Below are 22639 nucleotides of genomic sequence, written 5' to 3'. Positions count from 1 at the left end.
GACGCCGGGCCTTCTGCGGCACCCTGGCCCGTGTTGTGCATCGAAGCGTTATGAGCGGGCGCGCCTGAAGTCATCGTCTGCGCCCTCCCCTCCCGCTCGGCCGAATGGTCCCCGAGGACCGCCACATCTCAAGAATGCGGTATTCCTCAAGCATGCGGCATCGCGTCCGAAGCGACACTCCCCCAGCTGCCGCTGGGAGGTTCCCCCACCCGATTCTGCCCCGCCAACCCCCTCGCGCACACCGGTTCCGGCCGAGTCGAGGGGGCTGTGGTCAGATCGGATGCGGCGGACGCCTCAACGGACGAGGCCCCACCGGAATCCGAGTGCCACGGCGTGCGCCCGGTCCGAGGCGCCCAGCTTCTTGAAGAGCCTGCGCGCGTGCGTCTTGACGGTGTCCTCGGAGAGGAACAGCTCGCGCCCGATCTCCGCGTTGGACCGGCCGTGGCTCATGCCCTCGAGCACCTGGATCTCGCGCGCGGTGAGGGTGGGCGCGGCACCCATCTCGGCCGAGCGCAGCCGCCGCGGGGCGAGCCGCCAGGTCGGGTCGGCCAGCGCCTGGGTCACCGTCGCGCGCAGCTCGGCCCGGGAGGCGTCCTTGTGGAGGTACCCGCGGGCGCCGGCGGCGACCGCGAGGGCCACGCCGTCGAGGTCCTCGGCGACCGTCAGCATGATGATGCGGGCCCCGGGGTCGGCCGAGAGCAGGCGGCGCACGGTCTCGACGCCGCCGAGGCCGGGCATCCGTACGTCCATCAGGATCAGGTCGGACCGGTCGGCACCCCAGCGGCGGAGGACTTCCTCGCCGTTGGCGGCCGTCGTCACGCGCTCGACGCCGGGCACGGTGGCAACCGCGCGGCGGAGCGCCTCTCGGGCGAGCGGGGAGTCGTCGCAGACGAGGACGGAAGTCATGGCCGCCCTCCGCAGCTGCTGATGCACGTCACCTTGAGCCTCCAGGCTGGTACGTATCGTCACCTGTGCGGTCGATGCCCTCGGACACCTGTCCGGGAACTTGTTCTTTCAACCGCCTTCGCACTCTCAACGATGGTCACTCGAAAGAGTTACGGGTCGGACGGACACCTTCGGCACTCTACGTGAGGAAGCGAACACAGCGCTGGCATGACAGGCCGTCTGTCCTCCATCTGGAGCTATGCCCTATTTGGCGGCTTTTCTTCCGTTCGGCCTGTGTCTGAGGCTAGATTCCCAATGAGTCATATTTACATCTACTCGGATAGTAGATGTGGAGACATGGACCGTATCCGCCTCAGTACCGGCTTCAAGAGGACTACCCATGGCAGATTTCTCCCGCCTCCCCGGACCGAACGCCGACCTCTGGGACTGGCAGCTGCTGGCCGCCTGCCGGGGGGTCGACAGCTCCCTCTTCTTCCACCCGGAGGGCGAGCGGGGCGCGGCCCGGAGCGCGCGCGAGGCCTCGGCTAAAGAGGTCTGCATGCGATGCCCGGTGCGTGCCGAATGCGCCGCGCACGCTCTCGCCGTACGCGAGCCCTATGGCGTATGGGGAGGGCTGACCGAGGACGAGCGCGAGGAGCTGATGGGCCGCGCCCGGCACCGGCTCATCTCCGCTTCGGGAGCGGGTGGCACAGCCGCCCACTGAACCAGTGTTCGAAAGGCGCTGAAGGAACGATTCCGCTAATCCTGCCGGGGGCGGGAATCCGTGGCCGCCCCCGGGCGTGTCGTGCGGGCGCGGGCCGTCACGGGCCCGCGCCCGGGACACCTCACCGCGCCGCGGCGTGCTCCAGCCGGTCCAGCATGGCCGCGACGGCGGGCACACGCGCGAGGTCGGGCAGCGTGAGGGCGACGACCTCGCGCTCGACGGCGGGCTCCACCGTCACGGTCCTGGCCGACCCGGTCCGCACGGACTCCACGGCCAGCTCCGGCAGCACGGCCACGCCGAGCCCGGCGCCGACCAGACCCACCACCGCGGGGTAGTCGTCGGTGGCGAAGTCGATGCGCGGCGTGAAGCCCACGCCCTCGCAGACCTCCACCAGATGGCGGCGGCAGCGCGGACAGCCGGCGATCCACGGCTCGCCGGCCAGCTCGGCCATGCCCACCCGCTCCGCCCCGGCCAGCGGGTGCTCCTCGGGGACCAGGCCCACCAGCCGGTCCGTGAGCAGCGGCCGGACCACGAGGTCCGCCCACTCGGCGGGGCCGCTCCCCGCAGCCCCGGTGTACCGGAACGCCAGGGCGACGTCGCAGTCGCCCTCGCGCAGCATCTCCACCGAACGCGGCGGCTCGGCCTCCACGAGCGAGACGCGGGTGCCGGGATGGTCGGCGCGCATCGCCGCCAGCGCCTTGGGCACCAGCGTCGAGCTGCCGCTGGGGAAGGACACCAGGCGGACCCGCCCGGCTCGCAGACCCGCGATCGCCGCGACCTCCTCCTCGGCCGCGGTCAGACCGGCGAGGATGCCGGCGGCGTGGCGGACCAGCGCCTCGCCGGCCTGGGTCAGCCGCATCTCGCGGCCGGTCCTGATGAGCAGCGGGGTGCCGGCCGACTGCTCCAGCGCCTTCATCTGCTGCGAGACGGCGGGCTGAGTGCAGCCCAGCTCGCGGGCGGCGGCGGAGAAGGAGCCCGTGGCTGCGACGGCGCGCAGGATTCGGAGATGACGTGCCTCGATCACCCTTCGAGCATAAGCCCCCCTTTGACGCCGCTGTGAATATTGGTCTGCCCCTTTGGGAAACCCTGGGCTAGCGTTCGAGCATGCATCTGATCTCCGTGAACCTGGGCCGCGCCGTCGCCGTGGACCACACCGACCCGTCCGTGGGCGTGACGGGCATCGGCAAGGCGCCCGTGCCCGGGCCCGTACGCGTCTTCGCCCCCGGACCCAAGGGCGTCGGCGGCAGCGGCGTCGAAGGCGACGCGGTCTGCGACCTGCGCCACCACGGCGGCGACCACCAGGCCGTCTACGCCTACGCCCGCGAGGACCTCGACGCCTGGGAGCGCGAGCTGGGCCGCGAGCTGCCCGGCGGGATCTTCGGCGAGAACCTCACCACCTCGGGCGTCGACGTGAACGGCGCGCTGATCGGCGAGCGCTGGCGGGTCGGCCGGGACCTGGTCCTGGAGGTGGCCTCGGCCCGCATCCCGTGCCGCACCTTCGCGGGCCACCTGGACGAGGGCGGCTGGGTGAAGCGCTTCACGCAGGCCGCGAAGCCCGGGGCGTACCTCCGAGTGGTCCAGGGGGGCGAGGTGTCGCCCGGCGACGCCGTGGAGGTCGTAGACCGCCCGGACCACGAGGTCACGGTCGCCTTCTGGTTCCGCGCCTTCACCACCGAGCGGGAGCTGCTGCCGCGCACCCTCGCCGCCGGTGACGCCATGGAGCCGGAGGCGCGGGAAAAGGTCCGCGCGTACCTGGAGAAGCACGGCGGGACGACGGGCTGAAACCTGCGGCGGCTAGGTTGCGCACATGACGACTGCTCTGATTACGGGTTCCACGGCGGGCATCGGCGCCGCCTTCGCGCGCAAGCTGGCCGCCCAGGGGAACAACCTGGTGCTGGTGGCCCGGGACACCAAGCGGCTGCGCGAGCAGGCCACCGAACTGCACGACCGGCACGGGATCGAGGCCGAGGTGCTGACCGCCGACCTGTCGACGGAGGAGGGCATCGCGGCGGTCGAGCAGCGGCTCGGCGACCGCCGCGACCCGGTCGACCTGCTGGTCAACAACGCGGGGTTCGGCAACAAGGGCCGCTTCCTCGAAGTCTCGATGGCCGACGAGCTGACGATGCTGAAGGTGCACGTCGAGGCGGTGCTGCGGCTGACCTCGGCGGCGTCCGCGAGCATGCGCGAGCGCGGCCGGGGCGGGATCGTCAACGTGGCGTCGGTGGCCGCCTTCGTACCGCGCGGTACCTACGGCGCGAGCAAGGCGTGGGTCGTGCAGTTCACGCAGGGCGCGGCACGGGACATGGCGGGCTCCGGGGTGCGGCTGATGGCCCTGTGCCCCGGCTTCGTGCGTACGGAGTTCCACGAGCGGGCCGGCATGGGCACGGACAACATCCCGAACTGGATGTGGCTGGACGCCGACAAGCTGGTCACGGCGGCCCTGGCCGACCTGGCCAGGGGCCGCACCGTCTCGATCCCCGACCCGCGGTACAAGGCCCTGATGGGCGTCGTGAAGCTGACGCCGCGCGGGCTGCTGGGCGGGGTGTCCTCGCGCACCGGGCGCAAGTACGGACCCCAATGAGGGCGCCAGCCGGGGAGCGGCTGAAAAGCGCCAAACCAGCCGAATGGGTGGTTCTTCACTAAAATTGGGACTGTCCTTTCCAGCCCGGGAGACCGCCATGACATTCGTACAACTGGTCGATTACACGACGCACCAGCCCGAGGCCATGAACGACCTGCTCGACAAGTACGTCGCCCAGAGCCACGGCAGGCGCACGCTGACCCACAGCATCGTGGGCAAGGACCGCGACACGAACGACCACTACGTCGACGTCGTGGAGTTCCCTTCGTACGAGGAGGCCATGAAGAACTCGAACCTCCCCGAGACGGACCGCATGTTCCACGAGATGGTCGCGCTGTGCGACGGCATGCCGAAGTTCACCAACCTCGACGTGGTCCGCGACGAACACCTCAACACCATGCTGGTCAACCGGGTGTTCGAGGAGGTCATGCTGAACGGGAACATGGCCGTGTTCGAGGAGTGTTTCGCCACGAACTACATCGACCACGACGTCAGCAAGCCGGAGCAGACGGTCGTGGGGCGCGACGAGGTGATGAAGGACATTCAGATGTGGCGCGGCGGCTTCGAGATGTCCTTCGCCGTCGACGCGCAGCTCGCCCAGGACGACCTCGTCACCACCGTGTGGACGTGGCGCGGCAAGCACACGGGCGAGTTCATGGGCATGCCCCCCACCGGTAAGACCCACGAGACCACCGGCACCACCACCTTCCGCTGCACGGACGGCATGATCTCCGAGGGCTGGTGGCACTACGACATCATGCGCCTCATGCGCGAGATGGGCATGGACATGAACATGAGCGCGGACAAGGGGACGGGCGCCGCCGGCTGACGCCGCATCACCACGGGCAGGGTCCGCCGGCCCGGGCACGAGAGCCGGGGCCGAGACACGGGAAGGCCCCCGCCGCGTGCGACGGGGGCCTGCGTGTCAGCGCGTGGGTCAGTGGCTGTGGCCGTGACCGTGGCCGTGACCGTGGCCGTTGTCCTCCTCCTCGGCCGGCTTCTCGACGACCAGGGTCTCGGTCGTGAGCAGCAGCGAGGCGATGGAGGCGGCGTTCTCCAGGGCGGAGCGGGTCACCTTGACCGGGTCGATGACGCCGGCCTTGACCAGGTCGCCGTACTCGCCGGTGGCGGCGTTGAAGCCCTGGCCCTTCTCCAGCTCGGAGACCTTCGAGGTGATGACGTAGCCCTCAAGGCCGGCGTTCTCGGCGATCCAGCGCAGCGGCTCGACCACGGCGCGGCGGACGACGGCGACACCGGTCGCCTCGTCGCCGTCCTTGCCCAGGTTGTCGGCGAGGACCTTGGCGGCGTGGACCAGAGCGGAGCCACCACCGGAGACGATGCCCTCCTCGACCGCGGCGCGGGTCGCGGAGATGGCGTCCTCCAGACGGTGCTTCTTCTCCTTCAGCTCCACCTCGGTGGCGGCGCCGACCTTGATCACGCACACGCCGCCGGCCAGCTTCGCGAGGCGCTCCTGGAGCTTCTCGCGGTCCCAGTCGGAGTCCGTGGACTCGATCTCGGCCTTGATCTGGTTGACGCGGCCGAGGACGTCCTCGGAGGAGCCGGCGCCGTCCACGATCGTGGTGTCGTCCTTGGTGACGGTCACGCGGCGGGCGGAGCCCAGCACGTCCAGACCGGCCTGGTCGAGCTTGAGGCCGACCTCCTCGGCGATGACGGTGGCACCGGTGAGGGTGGCCATGTCCTGCAGCATCGCCTTGCGGCGGTCACCGAAGCCGGGCGCCTTGACGGCGACGGCGTTGAAGGTGCCGCGGATCTTGTTCACGACCAGGGTCGACAGGGCCTCGCCCTCGACGTCCTCGGCGATGATCAGCAGCGGCTTGGAGCCACCGGCCTGGATGACCTTCTCGAGCAGCGGCAGGAGGTCCTGGATGGAGGAGATCTTGCCCTGGTTGATCAGGATGTAGGGGTCCTCCAGGACCGCCTCCATGCGCTCCTGGTCCGTCACGAAGTACGGGGACAGGTAGCCCTTGTCGAAGGCCATGCCCTCGGTGAACTCGAGCTCGAGACCGAAGGTGTTGGACTCCTCGACGGTGATGACACCGTCCTTGCCGACCTTGTCCATCGCCTCGGCGATGAGCTCGCCGACCTGCTGGTCCTGCGCGGAGAGCGCGGCCACGGCGGCGATGTCGGACTTGTCCTCGATCGGGCGGGCGGTCGCGAGGAGGTCCTCGGAGATCGCCTTGACCGCGGCGTCGATGCCCTTCTTCAGGGCGGCCGGGGAAGCGCCGGCGGCGACGTTGCGCAGGCCCTCGCGGACCAGGGCCTGGGCCAGGACCGTGGCGGTGGTGGTGCCGTCACCCGCGATGTCGTTGGTCTTGGTCGCCACCTCCTTCACGAGCTGGGCGCCGAGGTTCTCGTACGGGTCCTCGATCTCGACCTCACGGGCGATGGTGACGCCGTCGTTGGTGATGGTCGGGGCACCGAACTTCTTGTCGATGACGACGTTGCGGCCCTTGGGGCCGATGGTCACCTTGACGGTGTCGGCAAGCTTGTTGACGCCGCGCTCGAGGGCGCGACGGGCGTCCTCGTCGAACTTCAGAATCTTCGCCATGGGAGCGTTTCAGTCCTCTTCGGTGAGACGAACTGCGCCCCGGGCACCCTGATATGGAGGTCTGGGGCCCGGGGCGCAGGTCAAAGCATCTGCTTCAGTGCGGTGCTTGGGTGAACTACTTCTCGACGATCGCGAGCACGTCGCGAGCCGAGAGGACGAGGTACTCCTCGCCGCTGTACTTCACCTCGGTGCCGCCGTACTTGCTGTACAGCACGATGTCGCCGACGGAGACGTCGAGCGGCAGGCGCTGACCGTCCTCGAAGCGGCCCGGGCCCACGGCGAGGACGACGCCCTCCTGGGGCTTCTCCTTCGCGGTGTCCGGGATGACCAGGCCAGAGGCCGTGGTCTGCTCGGCGTCCAGCGGCTGGACCACGATGCGGTCCTCGAGCGGCTTGATGGCAACCTTGGAGCTGGCGGTCGTCACGATCCGACCTCCCCCTTCGGAGATCTCACGGGGTTAACTGTCTGAGGTGGCGACCAGGTCGATCCGTCGTCGCGGGTGCCGGATCTGCCCGTCGCTGTGTTGGCACTCACCATGGGCGAGTGCCAGGGCCGAGACTATTCCGGCGATTAGCACTCGGTCAAGCGGAGTGCCAATTCACTGCGCGGCGCCCCCCGGAATCCACCCGCACCGCCCCGGGCCGGCGGCCCCGGACCCGGCCCGCGGACGCCGTCCCCAGGCCCCGGGGGCGGGCCGCCGGGGACACCCCGGGACCGTCACTCGCGGGCCCTGCCCCCCGGATGCCCCGGGGACGACCGCCGGGCCCACCCCGGGGCTTACCCCCTGGACCACCCACGACCTCAGGTGCGGGCCGCCTGGACCCGGGTACGGCCGGGCCTGGATGCATGCGGGCTGGTCCGGATGCGGGCCGGGACTCGGGCGCGGGGCCGGACTCGGGTGGCCGGCGTAACCCCGGAGGGTGGCGGGAGCCCGGCGGGGCGGCGCGAGCCCGCAGGGGGCCGAGCCCCGCGGGGCTGCCGGACCCCGGAGGGCTGCCTAACCCCGGAGGGCTGCGGGACCCCGGAGGGTCGGCGGGACCCCGGGTTCGGGGGGATTTGGGCGGTATGTGACGCTGGGCGGCGTGCGGATTCTGGTGGTGGAGGACGAAGTCGGGCTGGCCGAGTCGCTTCGGCGTGGCCTCGGCGCCGAAGGGCACTGGGTCGAGCTCGCCCACGACGGCCACCGCGGCCTGGAACTCGCGCTCGCCGGCGGCCCGTACGACGCTGTCGTGCTCGACCTGATGCTGCCCGGCCCCGGCGGGTACGAGATCTGCGCCCGCATGCGGCGCCACGGCGACACCACCCCCGTACTGATGCTGACCGCCAGGGACGGCGAGTACGACGAGGCCGAGGGCCTGGACGCCGGGGCGGACGACTACCTGACCAAGCCCTTCTCCTTCGTGGTCCTGTCGGCCCGCCTCCGCGCCCTCCAGCGTCGCGCCGGCACCGCCCCCGCCACCACCCTCCAGGCCGGTGACCTGGTGCTGGACCCCGTGGCCCGGCGCTGCCGCCGGGGCCCGTACGAGATCGAGCTGACCGCCCGTGAGCTGGGCGTCCTGGCCTGCCTGCTGCGCACCCCCGGCGAGGCGGTGGCCAAGCGGGACATCCTGGGCGAGGTCTGGGACGGTCCCGACGGCATCGACCCGAACATCGTCGAGGTCTACGTCTCCTCCCTCCGGAAGAAGGTCGACGCACCCTTCGGCCGCCGCTCCATCCGCACCGTGCACGGCCACGGGTACCGCGTGGTCCCCGATGGCGGCTGAGGCACGGCGCCCACAGCCGGGCCACGCCGCGCCGGTCCCCGGTCCCCGCCGCGCGCGGTACGGGCTGCGGGGGCGGGCCGCGTTGGCCGGGGGGCTGGCCATGGCGGCCGTGCTCGGTGCCGGCGGGCTCTGGCTGTACGGGCTGCTGCGCGCGAACCTGCTCGACAACACCACCGGCCGCACCGAGCCGGCCGCCCGCCGGACCGCCGCGCAGGTGGACACCGGCACGCTCCCCGCCGTGCTCCCCGACCCTGGCGGCGCCGACGAACTCGCCCGGCTGGCCCGTACCGTCAACGCCACGCTCGACCGGCTGGAGCTGGCCGACGAGCGGCAGCGCCGGTTCACCGCCGACGCCTCCCACGAGCTGCGCAACCCCCTCTCCGCCGTCCGCGCCCGCCTGGAGGTGGCACTGGCCCGCCCGGACCAGGAGTCGGTACGGGCCGCCCTCGCCGACACCGAGCGGCTCCAGCACGTCGCCGCCGACCTGCTCCTGCTGGCCCGCCTCGACGGCCGGCCCCCGCTCGCAGCCGAACCGGTCGACCTGGCGCTGCTGGCCGCCGAGGACCTGGCCCGGCGCCCCGCCCCGCGGGTGCCGGTGAGGGTGGTGGCGGGGGCGCCCGTACCGGCGTACGGGAACCCCGGACAGCTGGCCCGGCTGCTCGCGAACCTGGTCGACAACGCCCTGCGGCACGCCCGCACCGAGGTGCGGGTCCACGCGGCCGCCGGCCCCGGCGGCGACCCGGTGCTGGAGGTGGCGGACGACGGTCCCGGCATCCCGGCGGCGGACCGGGAGCGGGTCTTCGAGCGCTTCGTACGGCTGGACGGGGCCCGCTCCCGGGACCGCGGCGGCACCGGCCTCGGCCTGGCCATCGCCCGCGAGATCGCCCTGGCGCACGGCGGCGCGCTGACCTCGGGCACGGCACCGGGCGGCGGTGCCCGGCTGACCCTCCGGCTCCCCGCGCAGCGGCCCGCCTGGGAGCGCGAGGGCCGCGAGGCGGGCCGGAAGGCCGAGATCGAGACGGTACGGAACTTCCTCGGCGTGCCGGTCGACCACTTCGCCGAGCTGAACCTGGCCGGTTTCCACCACCTCGCCGGCGCGCTGGACGGCGTACCCGTCTGTCTGAAGCACGACGTGAAGGACCGGTACTCGGGTGCCGACTTCACCGCGGGCCACCACACCCTCGACGGGCGGCAGTCGCTGGCGTTCGTCCGCCAGCGGCACGGGCTGCCCATGGGCGACCTGGACCGCACCAGGCGGCAGCAGGCCTTCCTCGCGGGGGCGCGGTACGAGCTGAGCCAGGCCGGGACCTTCACCGATCCGGCGAAGCTGGTGCGGCTGCTGGACACGGCCAGGCAGGACCTCGTCACGGACGAGGGCTGGGACCTGCTGTCCTTCGTCGGGCAGGCGAAGAACCTCTCCGGCGGGGACGTCGAGTTTGTGACACTTCCCATCAAAGGGTTCGCGAGGAACCACGGCGAGGACGTCAACGTCGTTGATGATATGAAGATAAAGCGCCTCATAGCCGAGCAGATCGGGCCCAAGGCCGCTGCCGGCCCCGACTCCTCCGGCGCCCCCGGCGCGCCGGCCCACTCCCCCGCCCCGGCCTCCTCCCCCGCCCCGAGCACGCGGGACGGCGGTGGCAGCGCGAGCTCCGCGATCGACGGCGGCGGCATTCCGTGCGTGGACTGACCCCCCTGACGGTGGCGGGCGCCAAACGGCGCACCGAGGCGCTGCTGCTGGCCTTCGTCGTACTGATCACGGTCGGCGGGCACGCCAGCGTGGGCCTGTCGATGACCGGCAGGCTGCCGGACAACCTCGCGGACTTCGCGATCAGCATGAGCCTGCTGGCCCTGGTCGGGCACCTGGCGGTGCGCCGCTTCGCCGCGTACGCCGACCCGCTGATCCTCCCGATCACGCTGCTGCTGTCGGGCATCGGTCTGGTGCTGCTGGCGCGCCTGGACACGACGTACCTGGCCAAGTGGCCGAAGTCCGGGGCGACCGCGCCGAACCAGCTGATGTGGACCGTGGTGGGCACCGCGATCTGCATCGTCGTGCTGATGGTGCTGCGCGACCACCGCCACCTCCGGCGGTTCATCTACATCACCATGCTGGTGGCACTGGTGCTGCTGATGGCCCCGATGTTCTTCGGCGCGGACATGTACGGCGCCAAGCGGTGGATCGTCATCGGCGGGCAGTCGCTCCAGCCGGGCGAGTTCGTGAAGATCATGATCGCGGTCTTCTTCGCCGGCTACCTGGTCACCCACCGCGACTCGCTCTCGCTGACCGGGCGGAAGGTCCTGGGCGTGCGGCTGCCGCCGATGCGCCAGCTCGGACCGATCATCACCGTCTGGATCGTCTCGCTGCTGGTGCTGGTCTTCGAGCGCGACCTCGGCACCTCGTTGATCTTCTTCGGCGTCTTCGTGGTGATGCTGTACGTCGCCACCGAGCGCACCGGCTGGATCGTCTGCGGCCTGCTGATGGCCGCGCTGGGCGCCTTCGTGGTCGGCTCGACCGAACCGCACGTGAAGGGGCGCGTGGCGGCCTGGCTGGACCCGCTGGCGATCTACCTGCCGGAGGACCAGCGGCCGCCCGGCATCGTCTCGGAGCAGTCGGCCCAGGCGCTGTTCGGCTTCGGCAGCGGCGGCATCACCGGCACGGGCCTCGGCCAGGGCCACCCGGAGCTGATCGGCTTCGCCGGCCGCAGCGACTTCATCCTCACCACGATCGGCGAGGAGCTGGGCCTGGCCGGGGTCATGGTGGTCCTGCTGCTGTACGCGCTGCTGGCGCAGCGGGGGCTGCGGATGGCGCTGGGGGCGCGCGACCCCTTCGGCAAGCTGCTGGCCGTGGGCCTGGCGGCGGCGCTGGCCCTCCAGGTCTTCGTGGTCGCGGGCGGCGTGACGGGCCTGATCCCGCTGACCGGAAAGGCGCTGCCGTTCCTGGCCAAGGGCGGTTCCTCCCTGGTGGCCAACTGGATCATGGTGGCGCTGCTGCTGCGGATCTCCGACAGCGCGGAACGCCAGCGCGAGGCGGACGCCCGGGGCCCGGTGGAAACCACGATCACCCCGGTGGTCGCGGCTCCGACGGGAAGCTGACGGAAGGGGCGGGGGAACTCCCCCGCCCCTCGGCTCACTCCCCTCGGGGCGCGGCCAGCTGCTCGGCGACCACGCGGAACCAGACCACGTACGAGAACGGCTCCGGCGGCCCGACCTCCATGCCGAGCTCCGCGGCCGCGAGGGCGTAGTCGGGCTCGTCCAGCGGCAGGGCGAGCAGCTCGTGGAGCTCCCCGACGAGCCGCGCCACCAGCTGCGGGTCGGTCCCGTCGGCGTAGTCCCGGACGGCCGCCTCGTGGTCGGGGAACTCGTCCACGATGTCCTGCGAGAACCACCCGCCCAGCAGCTGCGCCGTCTCCGGGAAGCGGGCGTGCCACTCCCAGTGGGTCTGCGGGCTGGCGGGCGCGGGCACGTCGCCGCCCTCGATGCTCTGCTTGAGGTGGTCGGCGACGACCAGCAGCCAGTCGCCGATCGCGGACTCGGGCAGCCCGGTGTCGGGGACGGCGTAGAACTCGCCGAGGTTGATCCGCAGCCGGCCCGGGGGGTTGCGGCTGTACTCGCGCAGCTGGCGCTCCGCCTCGGCGATGGCCCAGGGACGGGTGTGCCAGGTGTGGCGCAGGTAGGCGTCGAGCGCGGTGCTGCGCCGCTCCGGCGTGTCGTCGGCCGCCTGGCCGAGGTAGGCGCGCATGACCTGGTCGAGCTCGCCGTAGCGGCGGTCGTGGTCGAGGGGCTTCATGGGCACGGTCGCGGCGCCTCTACAGGTAGATCGGGAGGGTGGTCTGGACGACGAAGCCGTGCGGGCTGCGGGGCTCGCGGCGCAGCACGACGCGGGCGGCCCGTACGTCGACGGGCTCGCGGCCGGCGAGCATCATCGCCTCCAGCAGCACCCGGCCGACCGGTTCCTCACGGGAGGGCCAGGCGGCCTCGATGGTCAGCCGCGGCCGCGTGCCCTGGGCGAGCCAGCGGTGCACCGCCTGCTCGTTGGCGGTCACCACCATCTGGGTGGCCCACTGCGCGGTCTCCCGGTCGGGGTAAGTGGCGGATCGGGTCAGCATGCTCGAATTCTCTCGTACGGGTGAGCGGGCGGCGGGGTCAGTACTCGGGGGCGAAGGTCCAGTAGAGGCCGACCTCGGCGTCGGACACCGCCACGAGCCCGATGTCCTGCACGTACACCGTCAGGTCGTGCCAGGTGCGGAACGCGGCGTCGTAGTCGGGGTGCCGGTCGTCGTAGGCCTGGGCGACGTTGGTGAAGAACGCCGGGGCCTCGCCGTGCCGGGAGACGAGGCTGCGCGCGAGGCCGAGGAGCTCGTCCAGCCCTTCTGCGAAGAGGGGCAGGGCGTTCGACAGCCTGCAGCCGGGTGAGGCCATGGCGACCAACTGCTCGGCGGCCGCCTCGGGCTCGATCTCGTAGAGCCGCGCGCCGAGCACGTCGGCCGTGAGCTCCTTGAAGGGGTACGACGGCCCCTCCTCCCCGTCCGCGGAGTACCCCTCGGGGCAGTCGTCCAGCCCCGTCCAGCCACGCGGATCGTCCACCGCGCGCCGCATCACGTCCAGCACGTCGAGCCGCCAGTCCTCGTGCCTACGGGGCGCGGTGGCGACGTACGCGAAGGTCCCGCCGTACAGCTTGCGGACGGCGGCTTCCCAGGTGGCCTGGTCGACGGGCATGCTCACGGATCCTCTGTGGGTGCGGAGTGGGAGTCAGTCGTCAAAGGTCCAGTACACGCCGGTCTCCGTGTCGGAGACGACGACGGGCCCGGGGCCCGTCGTCGCCGGCAGGTCGAGCCGCCGGTCGGCGTGCCGGCGCGGACCCGTGGCCATGACGGACGCGCGCGGCTTCGCCTACTTCGTCGGCATCGACGTGACGACGGTGAACTTCGGGTCGGTGTTCGGGCTGTAACGGATCATCGTCTGGATCCGGTTCACGTCCTCGACCTTGGCGTTCATGCCGTTGTACTGCCAGCCCTTCTCCGCGTCGTTCGGGTCTGCGTTGCGCTGCACGCTGCGACCGGTGACCTCGCCGTTTGGCGACGGGGACACCAAGGGCGGCATCGGGGTGGTGGCCGGGTCCGGCGGACCGGCAAGCCACTTCTCTATCTCCGCCTTGTGCCGGTTGAGGTTGTACTGGGTGAGCCGCTGTGCTTCCGCATAGTTCTTGAACGAGGAGGAAGCACTGGGAATGGGCTTGCCCTCCGGCCAGAGGTTCGGGTCCGCGTTCGGCCGCTGTTGGTCGCGCAGGCGTTGGAGCAGTTGCTCGTCCGTCTTGCCCACGTGCTTGTCCAGCGTGTGGCCGTTGTTGAACCACTCGTTGCTGGCCAGGTCCAGGGTGTACGCGCCACTGCCCGGATCCTGCGAGATCCAGCGCTGCGGGTTCTTGAACTCGTCCAGCGCCCGGGCGCCGTACCCCTGGGCCCGAGCGACGCCCGCCTCGTACTTCGGGGCGCTCAGGTAGGCCTCGTCCAGCGGCTCCATCAGAGCGTCGAACCGGGCCGTGAGGGCGTTGAGCTTGTCTATGTACCGCTGGACGATCCGGTTGATCTCCGCCGTGTCCAGCTTCAGGACGACGTTGACCTCCCACTCCAGCAGCAGGTTCTTGGCCGACTTGCCGATGCCCTTGATGAGCCCCCAGGCGTCCTTGACGTCCACCCCGTCCTTGAGGTTGACGTCCTTGATGACCTCCTTGGCCGCTTCCTTCGCGGCCTCCACGTACTCGTCCCAGATGTCGCCGTTCAGCTCGACGGCGGCCTCGGCGTACTCGCGGAGGATGTCGCTGATCTTCTTCGCCGTGTCCATCAGGACCGTCATCACCGGCTGGCTGCCGGTGGGAACCCGCTGCGTGCCCGGGGCGTGCGGGGTCGTGTGCCCCCACTGGAGCCCGTGACGCGACTGACCCCAGTCCGTCCCGCCCCACAACGCGCTGCAGAACACGGTCATGGCCTTGTGCCAGTCCGCCTCCTGCGGGTTCGTGATGGTGCTGACCTCGCCCATCAGCGAGCCGGACACCGTGCTCAGGCAGATCGTGGTGTCGGCCCAGGTCTGGGAGAGCGAGTTGAGGTAGTGCTGCTGGGGGTACGGGTAGACCTCGACCAGCCGGCCCGCCCGGAACGCGGTCCGGATCACCTCGGCCAGGACGCCCCGCACCATCTCGGGGATGGCCTCCAGGACCGACCGTATGAAGTCGTCCCCGCCGTCGTCGTCGCCCCACTTCAGGTCCGGGACCTTGCCGTAGGACGGTATCTTCTCGATCACCGCGGGCGGCGTACGCTGCTCCGCCGACTGCCCCGGCTTCGGGTGCGCCGCCGCATCCGCCTTCGTGTACGCGTTCGCCGTCTCGGTGAAGCCCACCGCGACACCGCCGACGCCGGAGACGCCCTTCGCCCAGACCTCCAGCCAGCGGTTGCCGACCTTCATGTACGCCGTGGCGAACTTCCGGGCCGCGTCGCCGTTGCCGCCCGCGTCCGGGTACTTCTGGAGGCCGGACAGCAGGTCCTTGGCGCCCTTGTCGAACATGCCCTGCTGCGCCGCGATGTTCCCGGAGACCCGCCACAGGTCGCTCGGCTTGACGTCGATCGTGCCGTTGCCGCCCGGCGGCTGGGCCGGGGCCGGGGTGGTCGTGGGCCCGGCCATCAGGCACCGCCTCCCCAGCCCTGGAGGACGGAGCGGTTGGCCGCGTCGTAGTTCAGGTGGCCCTTGACCACCACCTCGTGGAGCCAGGCCTGGGCGGCCTTGAGGTCCTGGGCCGAGCGGTCCCACTTGTCGAGCTCGTCGATGAAGGCGTCGCGCGCCTCGCCCTCCCAGCTCAGCACGGTCTTCTCGGCGCGGTCGTACAGCGCGTCCAGCCGCGTCGTCAGGTTGCGGAGGATGTCCTCCAGCTCCCCGGAGAGGCGGCGGAGCGTCGCGAAGTCGACGGTGATGCGGTCGTCGCCGGCCATGGTGGTGCGCGTCCCCCCGTGATTCATATGTCCAGGATCCGGCTCTGCGGACGCTCCGGTACCGGTGCCCGGTTCCCGTCCGCCATCTCGCGGGCGGCCTCCGGCACGTTCTCGCTGTCCTGCATCTTCTTGAGCCGGCCCAGCGTGTCGAGCTCCTGCTCGGTGAAGCCGTCGCGCGAGAGTCTGGTGGCCTGTTCGAGCAGGACGAGCACCTGCCGGATGCGTACGGCGTCCTCGGCGACGCCCTGGTGCAGGCTGCGGTACGCCGTGGCCGTCGGGCCGGCCCAGCCGCTCTCGATGCCGTCGACGACGGCGTCCATGCGCCGCGTCTGCTGTTCCAGGTACGCCTGCATCGCGTCCATGTCGTCGGCGAGCCTGGTCAGCCCGTCCTCCGACACGTCGAGGTGAGCTCTGTCCATCCCGGGCCCCCGTCCGTCCGCCCTCGTGCGCGTGTTCGGACGTACATCCTAGGAGTTGCCGCCGACACGGACGGGACCGCGGGTGCGCAAGCGCACCACTGAGGCCCTGTCAGAGGTAGTCCTCCAGGCGGCCGATGCGGTAGCCCTGCTCCTGGATCTTCCGGAGCATCCGGGTCGTCATCTGCGTGAGCGTGGTGCCCTTGAGCTCGTCCGGGCCCCGGAAGTGCGCGAGCACGATCTCGCCGGGCCGCAGGCCGCTGCCCTCCGCGTACCGGATGTCGTGTATCTGCATCGAGGCCCGCCACAGCACGAGCGCCTCGGCGCCGCAGTCCTTCGCGGCGCGGAGCGTGTCGTCGTTGTAGTTGCCGAACGGGGGCCTGAAGAGGCGGGGCTTGGTGCCGAAGCGCTTCTGCAGGCGCTCCTGCTGGCCGCATATCTCGGCGCGCTGGCGCTCGTACGAGAGGGTGCGCAGGTTCGGGTGGGTGAGCGTGTGGTTGTTTATCGCGCTGCCCGGGCCGGCCTTCCGCAGCTGCTCGAAGTGCCCGTAGCCGGCGGAGGCCACACTGTCCGTCAGGAACATGCTGACCGGCAGCCTCAGGTCGGCGACCATGCGCAGGAACTCGGGGTCCCGCTCGGCCCCGTCGTCGTACGTCAGGAAGACGGTCTTCTCCCCCGCCGGTACGGGTATTCGGTCCACCACCGGCACCCGGCCGGCCCCGGCCCGCGGCAGCGCGGGCCGGCGGGCGGGCCGGGGGGCGAACTCCAGCGGCTTCGCCAGGCCCCACTTGCGGTGGGCGTCCGCGGCGACGCGGTCCGTACCCCCGGCGGGCGGGGCGGAGGCGGAGGCCGATGCCCCGGGCTGCCGCGAGCTCTGGCCGCCCTGCACCCCCTCGGTCGCCTTCCGCCCCAGCCTCTCGATCGGGTCCACACTCTGCGCGCACCCCGCGAGGGAGAGCGCCAGCGCACCGGCAGCCACCGTCCCGGCCAGCAGCCGGCGCGCCTTGGTCACAGGTAGTCCTCCAGTCTTGCCACGGCGTACCCCTTGGCCGTGACGGTCTTCATGACCTGACGGATCATGTCAGGCATCGTGCCCTTCCAGTCCTCCCGCCCCCGGAAGTGCGTGAGGATGATGTCGCCGGGGTGCAGGTCCCGGTCCCACTCGCGCCAGTCCATCCGGTCGGTGAAGGCCTCGGCGTTCCACAGCGGGACCGCGGTGACGCCGCAGGACTTGGCGGCGCGCAGGGTGTCCTCGTTGTAGTTGCCGTACGGCGGGCGGAAGAGTCTGGGCCGCTTGCCGAACTGCTTCTGGATGGTGTCCTGCTGGCCGCAGATCTCCTGCCGCTGCTTCTCGTACGAGAGGGCGGGCATGTAGCGGTGGTTGAGGGTGTGGTTGTTCAGGCTGACGCCGAGGTCCTGCATCTTCCTGAAGTACCCGTAGTTGTCGCGGACGAGGTAGTCGCTGAGGAAGGCCGTGTAGGGGATCTTCAGCTCGTCCATCATCCGGAGGAACTCGGGGTCCTTCTCGGCACCGTCGTCGATGGTCAGGAAGACGACCTTCTGCTCGGTGGGGACGGTGGTGAAGACGGGCGGCAGGTCCTCCCCGCCGTCGACCTCGAAGCCCTTCCGCGTGGTGATCTTCGGCTTCTCGGTCGGCGGGGCGGGCGGCAGCAGCGGGGTCCTGTCCAGGCCCCACCTCTTCGCCGCCGCGATCCGGGCCAGTTCGGCCTCCCGGAGCTGTCGGGCGCGGTTCTCGGCGCCCGCGGGGCCGGCGAGGGACTTGGCCTTCGCCTTCTCCTCCTGGGCGGCATCCGTGCCGGACGACGTGCTGCAGGCGGTACCGAGGGCCGCGACCAGGAGGGCGACCAGCGCGACGCGGTACCGTCCGCGCGCACCCGCGCGTACCCGGCCCGGGGCCGAGCCACCGGTCGCCACACCCACGCCCACGCAGGGCTTTTGTTCCTTTTTTCCTACTAGCTGCATGGCGCCGGATCCTGTCATCCGGAAGCCGCCGCACCCCCACGACACCTCGGGCGGGCGCGCACCTTCCACCGACTGGCCGACAATGGGCCGGTGAACGACCTCGACTCCTTCGCCGCCCTGCTCACCGACGAGGGCCGCGCCCTGCTCGACTCGCTGCGGGACTACGACCCCGCGAAGGAGCTGGCCACCGCCACCCGGCTGCGCCGGGACCACCCCGCCGAACTGGTCTCCGCCGCCCTCGGCCAGGCCCGGCTGCGCCAGCGCGCCGTCGCCAAGTTCGGCGCCGAGGACGCGTACCGGATGTACTTCACCCCCGGCGGCGTCGAGATGGCCACCCGCGCCACCGTCGCCGCCTACCGCGCCGAGCGCTTCGCCGCCCTCGGCGTACGCAGCCTCGCCGACCTGTGCTGCGGGATCGGCGGCGACGCCCTGGCCCTGGCCCGCGCCGGGATCCGGGTACTGGCCGTCGACCGGGACCCGCTGACCTGCGCGGTCGCACGGGCCAACGCCGCGGCACTGGACCTGTCGGAGCTGATCGAGGTGCGCGAGGCGGACGTCACCGAGGTGGACACGACCGGGTACGACGCGGTCTTCCTGGACCCCGCGCGGCGCGGCGGCCGCGGCCGCACCTTCGACCCCGAGGCCTACTCCCCGCCGCTCTCCTGGGCCGTGACCGCCGCCCGTACGGCCCGGCACGCGGCCATCAAGATCGCCCCCGGCATCCCCCACGAGGCCGTGCCTGCCGAGGCGGAGGCCGAGTGGATCTCGGACGGCGGGGACGTGAAGGAGGCCGTGCTCTGGTTCGGCACCGGGCCCGGCTCCGTACGCGCCACCCTGCTCCCCGGCGGCACCTCCCTGCGGACCGCCGATCCGCTGCCGGACCCGCAGCCCGGCCCCGTGGGCCGCTACCTGTACGAGCCGGACGGCGCCGTCATCCGCGCCCACCTCGTCGCGGAGGTCGCCGCCGAGCTGGACGGCCGGCTGATCGACCCGACCATCGCCTACGTCACCGCCGACGAGCTGCGGCCCACGCCCTACGCCACCGCGTACGAGATCACCGACGTGATGCCCTTCAACCTGAAGAAGCTCAAGGCGCTGCTGCGCGAGCGCGAGGTCGGCATCCTCACCGTCAAGAAGCGCGGCTCCGCGGTCGAGCCCGAGGAGCTGCGCAAGAAGGTCAAGCCGCAGGGCCCGAACTCCGCCACCGTGTTCCTCACCCGCGTGGCGGGGGCTCCGTCGGTGCTGATCGGCGCTCCCGCCCCGGCCCGCCCGTGACCGGATCCGGCCCGCCCGTGACCGGATCCGGCCCGGCCGTCGCGGTGCCGGGGCCGGCAGCCGAGCCCGCCGCCCGGCCCCCCGGCCGCGCGAAGGCACGTACCGCCCACCGGTAGTGCACGGCCGCCTTGGCCACGCCCAGCAGCCCGGTGATCCACAGGATCAGGCCCAGGCCCATGCAGTACGCGACCCTCCCCGGGCCGGCACCGCCCGGCCCCGCCCCCACGGCCACCCCGAAGGTCACCCACAGCCCGAGCGCGCACACCCCGAAGGAGGCCAGCAGCCAGCCCAGGCTCCGGCCGGCCGCCCGGTGCTCCGGGTCGGTCACGGGATCGTGCCCCGATGCCGCCCACGCGCCCAGCAGCAGCCGCACCCGGCGGTCCCGGCGCGCCCCGGCGGCCAGCAGGAAGCCGCCCGGCACGAGCACGCCCGTACCGACCACCAGGAACAGCAGCCCGAGCAGGTTCTCCCCGCCGCCCCGCTCGAAGGACATCAGCGCCATTCCGACGAACGACCAGCCGAGGGCGCAGACCCCGGCCACCGTCCACAGTGCCAGCAGCGTCCAGATCCCCAGGCTGTGCCGCACGAGTTCCCCGAGGATCCGGCCGCGTTCGGCCCGGGCCGCGGTCGCGTCCGGCCAGGGCGATATGTGCGCGGGCGGCGGCGGGGGAAGATCACGACGGCGCATGCGCCGACCTTAACGGCCCTCCGCCGCCCACCGTCGACTCTCGGCCCCCGCCGGCCCGCGGCACGGACGCCCCACCGGCTCGGAGCCGCGACGGCCCCGAGCCGCGGGCCCCGCCCGGAGCCGTCAGCCCCCGTCGACCGACTCGAACCGCCAGCGGTGCACCGGACGCGTGATCAGGTCCGCCGCCGGCTCCGGCAGTTCCGGCAGTCCGTCCCCGAACTCCGCCGCCCACCAGGTGATCACCAGCACCCGGTCCTGCGGCGCGCGGAACACCTCGCGCCGCAGCGGCTCCGCGGCCAGCACCTGTGCCTGCGCCCGGGCCCACTCCAGGAGTTCGGCACCGCGCCCGTCGACGGCGCGGGCCTCCCACATCAGCGCGACCGTGCTCATGAGTACAGGTTGTCCTTGCTGAGCTCGTGCACGTGGTCGTGGTCGTGTCCGTGGGCGTGACCGTGTGACACTCCCGGCACGTGAGGGTCCGTCACGGGCAGCGAGGAGTCCGCCGACAGGTCCCAGTCCGAGGCCGCCCTCCCGCGCGCGACCATCTCGGCGCCCAGCGCCGCGACCATCGCGCCGTTGTCCGTGCACAGCTTCGGGCGCGGCACGCGCAGGATGATCCCCGCGTCGTCGCACCGCTCCTGCGCCAGCGAGCGCAGCCGGGAGTTGGCCGCCACACCGCCGCCGATCATCAGGTGGTCCACGCCCTCGTCCTTGCACGCGCGGATCGCCTTGCGGGTCAGCACGTCGACCACCGCCTCCTGGAAGGACGCGGCCACGTCGCGCACCGGCACCTCCTCGCCGGCGTTCCGCTTGGCCTCGATCCAGCGCGCCACGGCGGTCTTGAGGCCGGAGAAGGAGAAGTCGTACGCCGCGTCGCGCGGCCCGGTCAGGCCCCGCGGGAAGGCGATCGCGTTCGGGTCGCCCTCCTTGGCGAGCCGGTCGATCACCGGGCCGCCCGGGAAGCCGAGGTCCAGCACGCGGGCGATCTTGTCGAAGGCCTCGCCCGCCGCGTCGTCGATGGTCGCGCCGAGCGGCCGGACGTCCGAGGTGATGTCGGGGGCCAGCAGCAGCGAGGAGTGCCCGCCGGAGACCAGCAGCGCCATCGTCGGCTCGGGCAGCGCGCCGTGCTCCAGCTGGTCCACGCAGATGTGCGAGGCCAGGTGGTTCACGCCGTACAGCGGCTTGCCGAGGGCGTAGGCGTACGCCTTCGCCGCCGACACGCCGACCAGCAGCGCGCCCGCGAGGCCGGGCCCCGCGGTCACCGCGATGCCGTCGAGGTCGCGGGCGGAGACCCCGGCCTCCTTCAGCGCGCGCTCGATCGTGGGGACCATCGCCTCCAGGTGCGCGCGGGAGGCGACCTCGGGGACGACACCGCCGAAACGGGCGTGCTCGTCGACGCTGGAGGCGACGGCGTCGGCGAGCAGGGTGTGGCCGCGGACGATGCCGACGCCGGTCTCGTCGCAGGAGGTCTCGATGCCGAGGACGAGCGGTTCGTCAGCCATGGTTCTCATCTCGTACGGAAGTAGCAGGGTCGGAGAGTCGCATCACCAGCGCGTCGACGTTGCCGGGCTGGTAGTAGCCGCGCCGGAAGCCGATGGGCTCGAAGCCGAAGCGCTCGTAGAGCCGCTGGGCGCGGGTGTTGTCCACCCGCACCTCCAGCAGCACCTCGGCGCACTCGAAGGCGGTGGCGGCGCGCAGCAGGTCGGTCAGCAGCCGGGCGCCGAGCCCGGTGCCCCACTGGTCGCGGGCGGCGGCGATGGTCTGTACGTCGGCCAGGTCACCGGCGGCGGCCAGGCCCGCGTACCCGACGATCCGGCCGCCCCCGTCCGGCGCGGGCTCCTCCGCCACGACGTAGCGGCGGGTGGCCTGCGGGCCGCGGGCATGGGCGAGTTCGGACCAGAACATCCCGGCGGACCAGGCGTCCTCGGGGAACAGCTCGTGCTCCAGCTCCAGCACCGGCTCGATGTCCCACCAGCGCATCTCACGCAGTACGGCAGTGCCCGCGGTCACTTGGGGGTGACCACCTTGTAGTTCTTCGGGACCTGGGCGTCGGGACGGCGCAGGTAGAGCGGCTGCGCCGGCAGGAACTCCTCCCCCGCGGCGAGCTTCTCCGCCGCGAGCGAGGCCAGGGCCGCGGCCGACTGGTGCTCGGGCCCGCGGACGTCCGGGAAGACCTCGGGGTAGAGCAGCGCGCCGGCGCCGACCGCGGGCAGGCCGGCGACCTGCTCGGCGATCTCGGCCGGGCGGTCCACGGCGGGGCCGCCGGTCCGGGTGCGCGGGTCCTCGTAGCGGGCCCAGTAGACCTCCTTGCGCCGCGCGTCGGTCGCGACGACGAAGGGGCCTTCGACGCCCGTCTGCCCCGCGGCGTACGCGAGACCGTCGAGCGTGCACAGGCCGTGCAGCGGCACGTCGAGCACGGAGGCGAAGGTCGCGGCCGTGACCAGGCCGACGCGCAGGCCGGTGTACGGGCCGGGGCCGACGCCGACCACGACGCCGGTGACGGCGTCGAGCTTCAGGCCGGCCTCGGCGAGCACCCGGTCGACGGAGGGGAGCAGCAGCTCCCCGTGACGGCGGGCGTCGACCTGGTGGGCCTCGGCGACGACGGACCGGCCGTCGTGCAGGGCGACGGTGACGGCGGGAGTAGCGGTATCCACAGCGAGCAAGAGCACGCGAACAGCCTACGACTCCGGGGACCGGGCGATGGCGGGCCCGTTCCCGGGGACCCCGGCTGCTACCGTCACCACAGGCATTGACGGTGTGCGGCGCGAAGGTGGG

General features: G+C 72.0%; 25 protein-coding genes. 8 read left to right on the top strand and 17 right to left on the bottom strand.

Annotated elements, in window-relative coordinates:
- Positions 1-294: 294 nt before the first annotated feature.
- A complete protein-coding gene (locus ACIF6F_RS14875) occupies positions 295-906 on the bottom strand; it encodes a response regulator transcription factor (protein ID WP_003948568.1) in 612 nt (203 codons plus the stop codon).
- 379 nt (positions 907-1285) lie between these two features.
- On the opposite strand from ACIF6F_RS14875, the gene ACIF6F_RS14870 reads away from it, so the two are divergent.
- Entirely contained in the window at positions 1286-1609 is a 324-nt protein-coding gene (locus ACIF6F_RS14870) for a WhiB family transcriptional regulator (protein ID WP_399946158.1), read from the top strand.
- Positions 1610-1730: 121 nt separating this feature from the next.
- On the opposite strand, the gene ACIF6F_RS14865 is transcribed toward ACIF6F_RS14870, so the two are convergent.
- Positions 1731-2633, bottom strand: coding sequence for a LysR family transcriptional regulator (locus ACIF6F_RS14865; protein ID WP_399946155.1), 903 nt, complete (start codon positions 2631-2633; stop codon positions 1731-1733).
- A gap of 80 nt (positions 2634-2713) precedes the next feature.
- Between ACIF6F_RS14865 and ACIF6F_RS14860 the strand changes: the two genes are divergently transcribed.
- From ACIF6F_RS14860 to ACIF6F_RS14850, 3 genes are all read left to right on the top strand, one after another.
- Positions 2714-3391 carry an MOSC domain-containing protein gene (locus ACIF6F_RS14860; RefSeq protein ID WP_399946152.1) on the top strand — a complete coding sequence of 226 codons (678 nt, stop codon included), beginning with the start codon at positions 2714-2716 and terminating at the stop codon, positions 3389-3391.
- Between the two features lie 25 nt (positions 3392-3416).
- Positions 3417-4190 (top strand): SDR family NAD(P)-dependent oxidoreductase, encoded by a 774-nt coding sequence (locus ACIF6F_RS14855; RefSeq protein WP_399946150.1) that lies wholly within the window; start codon positions 3417-3419, stop codon positions 4188-4190.
- 97 nt (positions 4191-4287) lie between these two features.
- Positions 4288-5019 carry an ester cyclase gene (locus tag ACIF6F_RS14850; protein WP_399946148.1) on the top strand — a complete coding sequence of 244 codons (732 nt, stop codon included), beginning with the start codon at positions 4288-4290 and terminating at the stop codon, positions 5017-5019.
- A gap of 108 nt (positions 5020-5127) precedes the next feature.
- Here ACIF6F_RS14850 and groL read toward each other — a convergent pair whose 3' ends face one another.
- Both groL and groES read right to left on the bottom strand, forming a co-directional pair.
- The gene (gene groL / locus ACIF6F_RS14845; protein WP_399946145.1) at positions 5128-6759 is read right to left on the bottom strand and encodes a chaperonin GroEL; all 1632 of its coding nucleotides are present in this window, start codon (positions 6757-6759) and stop codon (positions 5128-5130) included.
- 115 nt (positions 6760-6874) lie between these two features.
- Positions 6875-7183 (bottom strand): co-chaperone GroES, encoded by a 309-nt coding sequence (gene groES, locus ACIF6F_RS14840; protein WP_030230757.1) that lies wholly within the window; start codon positions 7181-7183, stop codon positions 6875-6877.
- A 658-nt stretch (positions 7184-7841) separates the two neighbouring features.
- Between groES and ACIF6F_RS14835 the strand changes: the two genes are divergently transcribed.
- The 3 genes from ACIF6F_RS14835 (at position 7842) to ACIF6F_RS14825 (ending at position 11615) form a co-directional block, all read left to right on the top strand.
- A complete protein-coding gene (locus ACIF6F_RS14835) occupies positions 7842-8522 on the top strand; it encodes a response regulator transcription factor (protein ID WP_399946141.1) in 681 nt (226 codons plus the stop codon).
- A gap of 100 nt (positions 8523-8622) precedes the next feature.
- Positions 8623-10212 carry an LCP family protein gene (locus tag ACIF6F_RS14830; protein WP_399946138.1) on the top strand — a complete coding sequence of 530 codons (1590 nt, stop codon included), beginning with the start codon at positions 8623-8625 and terminating at the stop codon, positions 10210-10212.
- Complete coding sequence (locus ACIF6F_RS14825) at positions 10200-11615, top strand: FtsW/RodA/SpoVE family cell cycle protein (protein ID WP_399946135.1); 1416 nt, start codon at positions 10200-10202, stop codon at positions 11613-11615. Before ACIF6F_RS14830 ends, ACIF6F_RS14825 begins: the two co-directional genes overlap by 13 nt.
- A gap of 34 nt (positions 11616-11649) precedes the next feature.
- On the opposite strand, the gene ACIF6F_RS14820 is transcribed toward ACIF6F_RS14825, so the two are convergent.
- The 8 genes from ACIF6F_RS14820 to ACIF6F_RS14785 all read right to left on the bottom strand — a co-directional run bounded on the left by ACIF6F_RS14820 (position 11650) and on the right by ACIF6F_RS14785 (position 17865).
- Positions 11650-12315, bottom strand: a complete 666-nt coding sequence (locus ACIF6F_RS14820) for a contact-dependent growth inhibition system immunity protein (protein ID WP_399946132.1) — start codon at positions 12313-12315, stop codon at positions 11650-11652.
- A gap of 13 nt (positions 12316-12328) precedes the next feature.
- Positions 12329-12628, bottom strand: a complete 300-nt coding sequence (locus ACIF6F_RS14815; protein ID WP_399946129.1) for an RNase A-like domain-containing protein — start codon at positions 12626-12628, stop codon at positions 12329-12331.
- Between the two features lie 37 nt (positions 12629-12665).
- Entirely contained in the window at positions 12666-13238 is a 573-nt protein-coding gene (locus tag ACIF6F_RS14810) for a hypothetical protein (RefSeq protein ID WP_399946126.1), read from the bottom strand.
- A gap of 174 nt (positions 13239-13412) precedes the next feature.
- Positions 13413-15197 (bottom strand): RNase A-like domain-containing protein, encoded by a 1785-nt coding sequence (locus ACIF6F_RS14805; RefSeq protein WP_399946124.1) that lies wholly within the window; start codon positions 15195-15197, stop codon positions 13413-13415.
- Positions 15197-15502, bottom strand: coding sequence for a WXG100 family type VII secretion target (locus ACIF6F_RS14800; RefSeq protein WP_399946525.1), 306 nt, complete (start codon positions 15500-15502; stop codon positions 15197-15199). The genes ACIF6F_RS14805 and ACIF6F_RS14800 overlap by 1 nt, the downstream gene beginning before the upstream one ends.
- Before the next feature lie 23 nt (positions 15503-15525).
- Positions 15526-15921 carry a WXG100 family type VII secretion target gene (locus ACIF6F_RS14795; RefSeq protein WP_399946121.1) on the bottom strand — a complete coding sequence of 132 codons (396 nt, stop codon included), beginning with the start codon at positions 15919-15921 and terminating at the stop codon, positions 15526-15528.
- A 109-nt stretch (positions 15922-16030) separates the two neighbouring features.
- Positions 16031-16930 carry a polysaccharide deacetylase family protein gene (locus tag ACIF6F_RS14790; protein ID WP_399946118.1) on the bottom strand — a complete coding sequence of 300 codons (900 nt, stop codon included), beginning with the start codon at positions 16928-16930 and terminating at the stop codon, positions 16031-16033.
- Positions 16927-17865 carry a polysaccharide deacetylase family protein gene (locus ACIF6F_RS14785; protein ID WP_399946116.1) on the bottom strand — a complete coding sequence of 313 codons (939 nt, stop codon included), beginning with the start codon at positions 17863-17865 and terminating at the stop codon, positions 16927-16929. The genes ACIF6F_RS14790 and ACIF6F_RS14785 overlap by 4 nt, the downstream gene beginning before the upstream one ends.
- A gap of 30 nt (positions 17866-17895) precedes the next feature.
- Here ACIF6F_RS14785 and ACIF6F_RS14780 point away from each other — a divergent pair, with 30 nt between their 5' ends.
- Positions 17896-19176 carry a methyltransferase domain-containing protein gene (locus tag ACIF6F_RS14780; protein ID WP_399946522.1) on the top strand — a complete coding sequence of 427 codons (1281 nt, stop codon included), beginning with the start codon at positions 17896-17898 and terminating at the stop codon, positions 19174-19176.
- On the opposite strand, the gene ACIF6F_RS14775 is transcribed toward ACIF6F_RS14780, so the two are convergent.
- The 5 genes from ACIF6F_RS14775 to tsaB form a co-directional block, all read right to left on the bottom strand.
- The gene (locus ACIF6F_RS14775; RefSeq protein WP_399946114.1) at positions 19115-19864 is read right to left on the bottom strand and encodes a hypothetical protein; all 750 of its coding nucleotides are present in this window, start codon (positions 19862-19864) and stop codon (positions 19115-19117) included. The two genes, ACIF6F_RS14780 and ACIF6F_RS14775, sit on opposite strands and share 62 nt — an antisense overlap.
- Before the next feature lie 123 nt (positions 19865-19987).
- Positions 19988-20254: a hypothetical protein gene (locus ACIF6F_RS14770; protein WP_399946111.1), complete on the bottom strand. Its 267-nt coding sequence runs from the start codon at positions 20252-20254 to the stop codon at positions 19988-19990.
- Entirely contained in the window at positions 20251-21375 is a 1125-nt protein-coding gene (tsaD, locus tag ACIF6F_RS14765) for a tRNA (adenosine(37)-N6)-threonylcarbamoyltransferase complex transferase subunit TsaD (RefSeq protein ID WP_399946108.1), read from the bottom strand. Before tsaD ends, ACIF6F_RS14770 begins: the two co-directional genes overlap by 4 nt.
- On the bottom strand, positions 21359-21874 hold the full coding sequence (gene rimI / locus ACIF6F_RS14760) for a ribosomal protein S18-alanine N-acetyltransferase (RefSeq protein WP_399946105.1): 516 nt from the start codon (positions 21872-21874) through the stop codon (positions 21359-21361). Before rimI ends, tsaD begins: the two co-directional genes overlap by 17 nt.
- Entirely contained in the window at positions 21871-22533 is a 663-nt protein-coding gene (tsaB, locus tag ACIF6F_RS14755) for a tRNA (adenosine(37)-N6)-threonylcarbamoyltransferase complex dimerization subunit type 1 TsaB (RefSeq protein WP_399946103.1), read from the bottom strand. Before tsaB ends, rimI begins: the two co-directional genes overlap by 4 nt.
- Positions 22534-22639 lie beyond the last annotated feature (106 nt).

This window comes from Streptomyces sp. NPDC086023, assembly GCF_044540325.1.
GTDB lineage: Bacteria > Actinomycetota > Actinomycetes > Streptomycetales > Streptomycetaceae > Streptomyces.
This window is presented reverse-complemented; position numbering and strand designations above follow the sequence as displayed.

Coding starts and splice junctions, on each gene's coding strand:
- ACIF6F_RS14805 (WP_399946124.1), bottom strand. CDS start 15,197: ATGGCCGGGCCCACGACCACCCCGGCCCCGGCCCAGCCGCCGGGCGGC.
- ACIF6F_RS14855 (WP_399946150.1), top strand. CDS start 3,417: ATGACGACTGCTCTGATTACGGGTTCCACGGCGGGCATCGGCGCCGCC.
- ACIF6F_RS14800 (WP_399946525.1), bottom strand. CDS start 15,502: ATGGCCGGCGACGACCGCATCACCGTCGACTTCGCGACGCTCCGCCGC.
- ACIF6F_RS14810 (WP_399946126.1), bottom strand. CDS start 13,238: ATGCCCGTCGACCAGGCCACCTGGGAAGCCGCCGTCCGCAAGCTGTAC.
- ACIF6F_RS14775 (WP_399946114.1), bottom strand. CDS start 19,864: ATGCGCCGTCGTGATCTTCCCCCGCCGCCGCCCGCGCACATATCGCCC.
- ACIF6F_RS14770 (WP_399946111.1), bottom strand. CDS start 20,254: ATGAGCACGGTCGCGCTGATGTGGGAGGCCCGCGCCGTCGACGGGCGC.
- ACIF6F_RS14795 (WP_399946121.1), bottom strand. CDS start 15,921: ATGGACAGAGCTCACCTCGACGTGTCGGAGGACGGGCTGACCAGGCTC.
- tsaD (WP_399946108.1), bottom strand. CDS start 21,375: ATGAGAACCATGGCTGACGAACCGCTCGTCCTCGGCATCGAGACCTCC.
- ACIF6F_RS14870 (WP_399946158.1), top strand. CDS start 1,286: ATGGCAGATTTCTCCCGCCTCCCCGGACCGAACGCCGACCTCTGGGAC.
- ACIF6F_RS14860 (WP_399946152.1), top strand. CDS start 2,714: ATGCATCTGATCTCCGTGAACCTGGGCCGCGCCGTCGCCGTGGACCAC.
- ACIF6F_RS14815 (WP_399946129.1), bottom strand. CDS start 12,628: ATGCTGACCCGATCCGCCACTTACCCCGACCGGGAGACCGCGCAGTGG.
- ACIF6F_RS14830 (WP_399946138.1), top strand. CDS start 8,623: ATGGCGGCCGTGCTCGGTGCCGGCGGGCTCTGGCTGTACGGGCTGCTG.
- ACIF6F_RS14850 (WP_399946148.1), top strand. CDS start 4,288: ATGACATTCGTACAACTGGTCGATTACACGACGCACCAGCCCGAGGCC.
- ACIF6F_RS14875 (WP_003948568.1), bottom strand. CDS start 906: ATGACTTCCGTCCTCGTCTGCGACGACTCCCCGCTCGCCCGAGAGGCG.
- groL (WP_399946145.1), bottom strand. CDS start 6,759: ATGGCGAAGATTCTGAAGTTCGACGAGGACGCCCGTCGCGCCCTCGAG.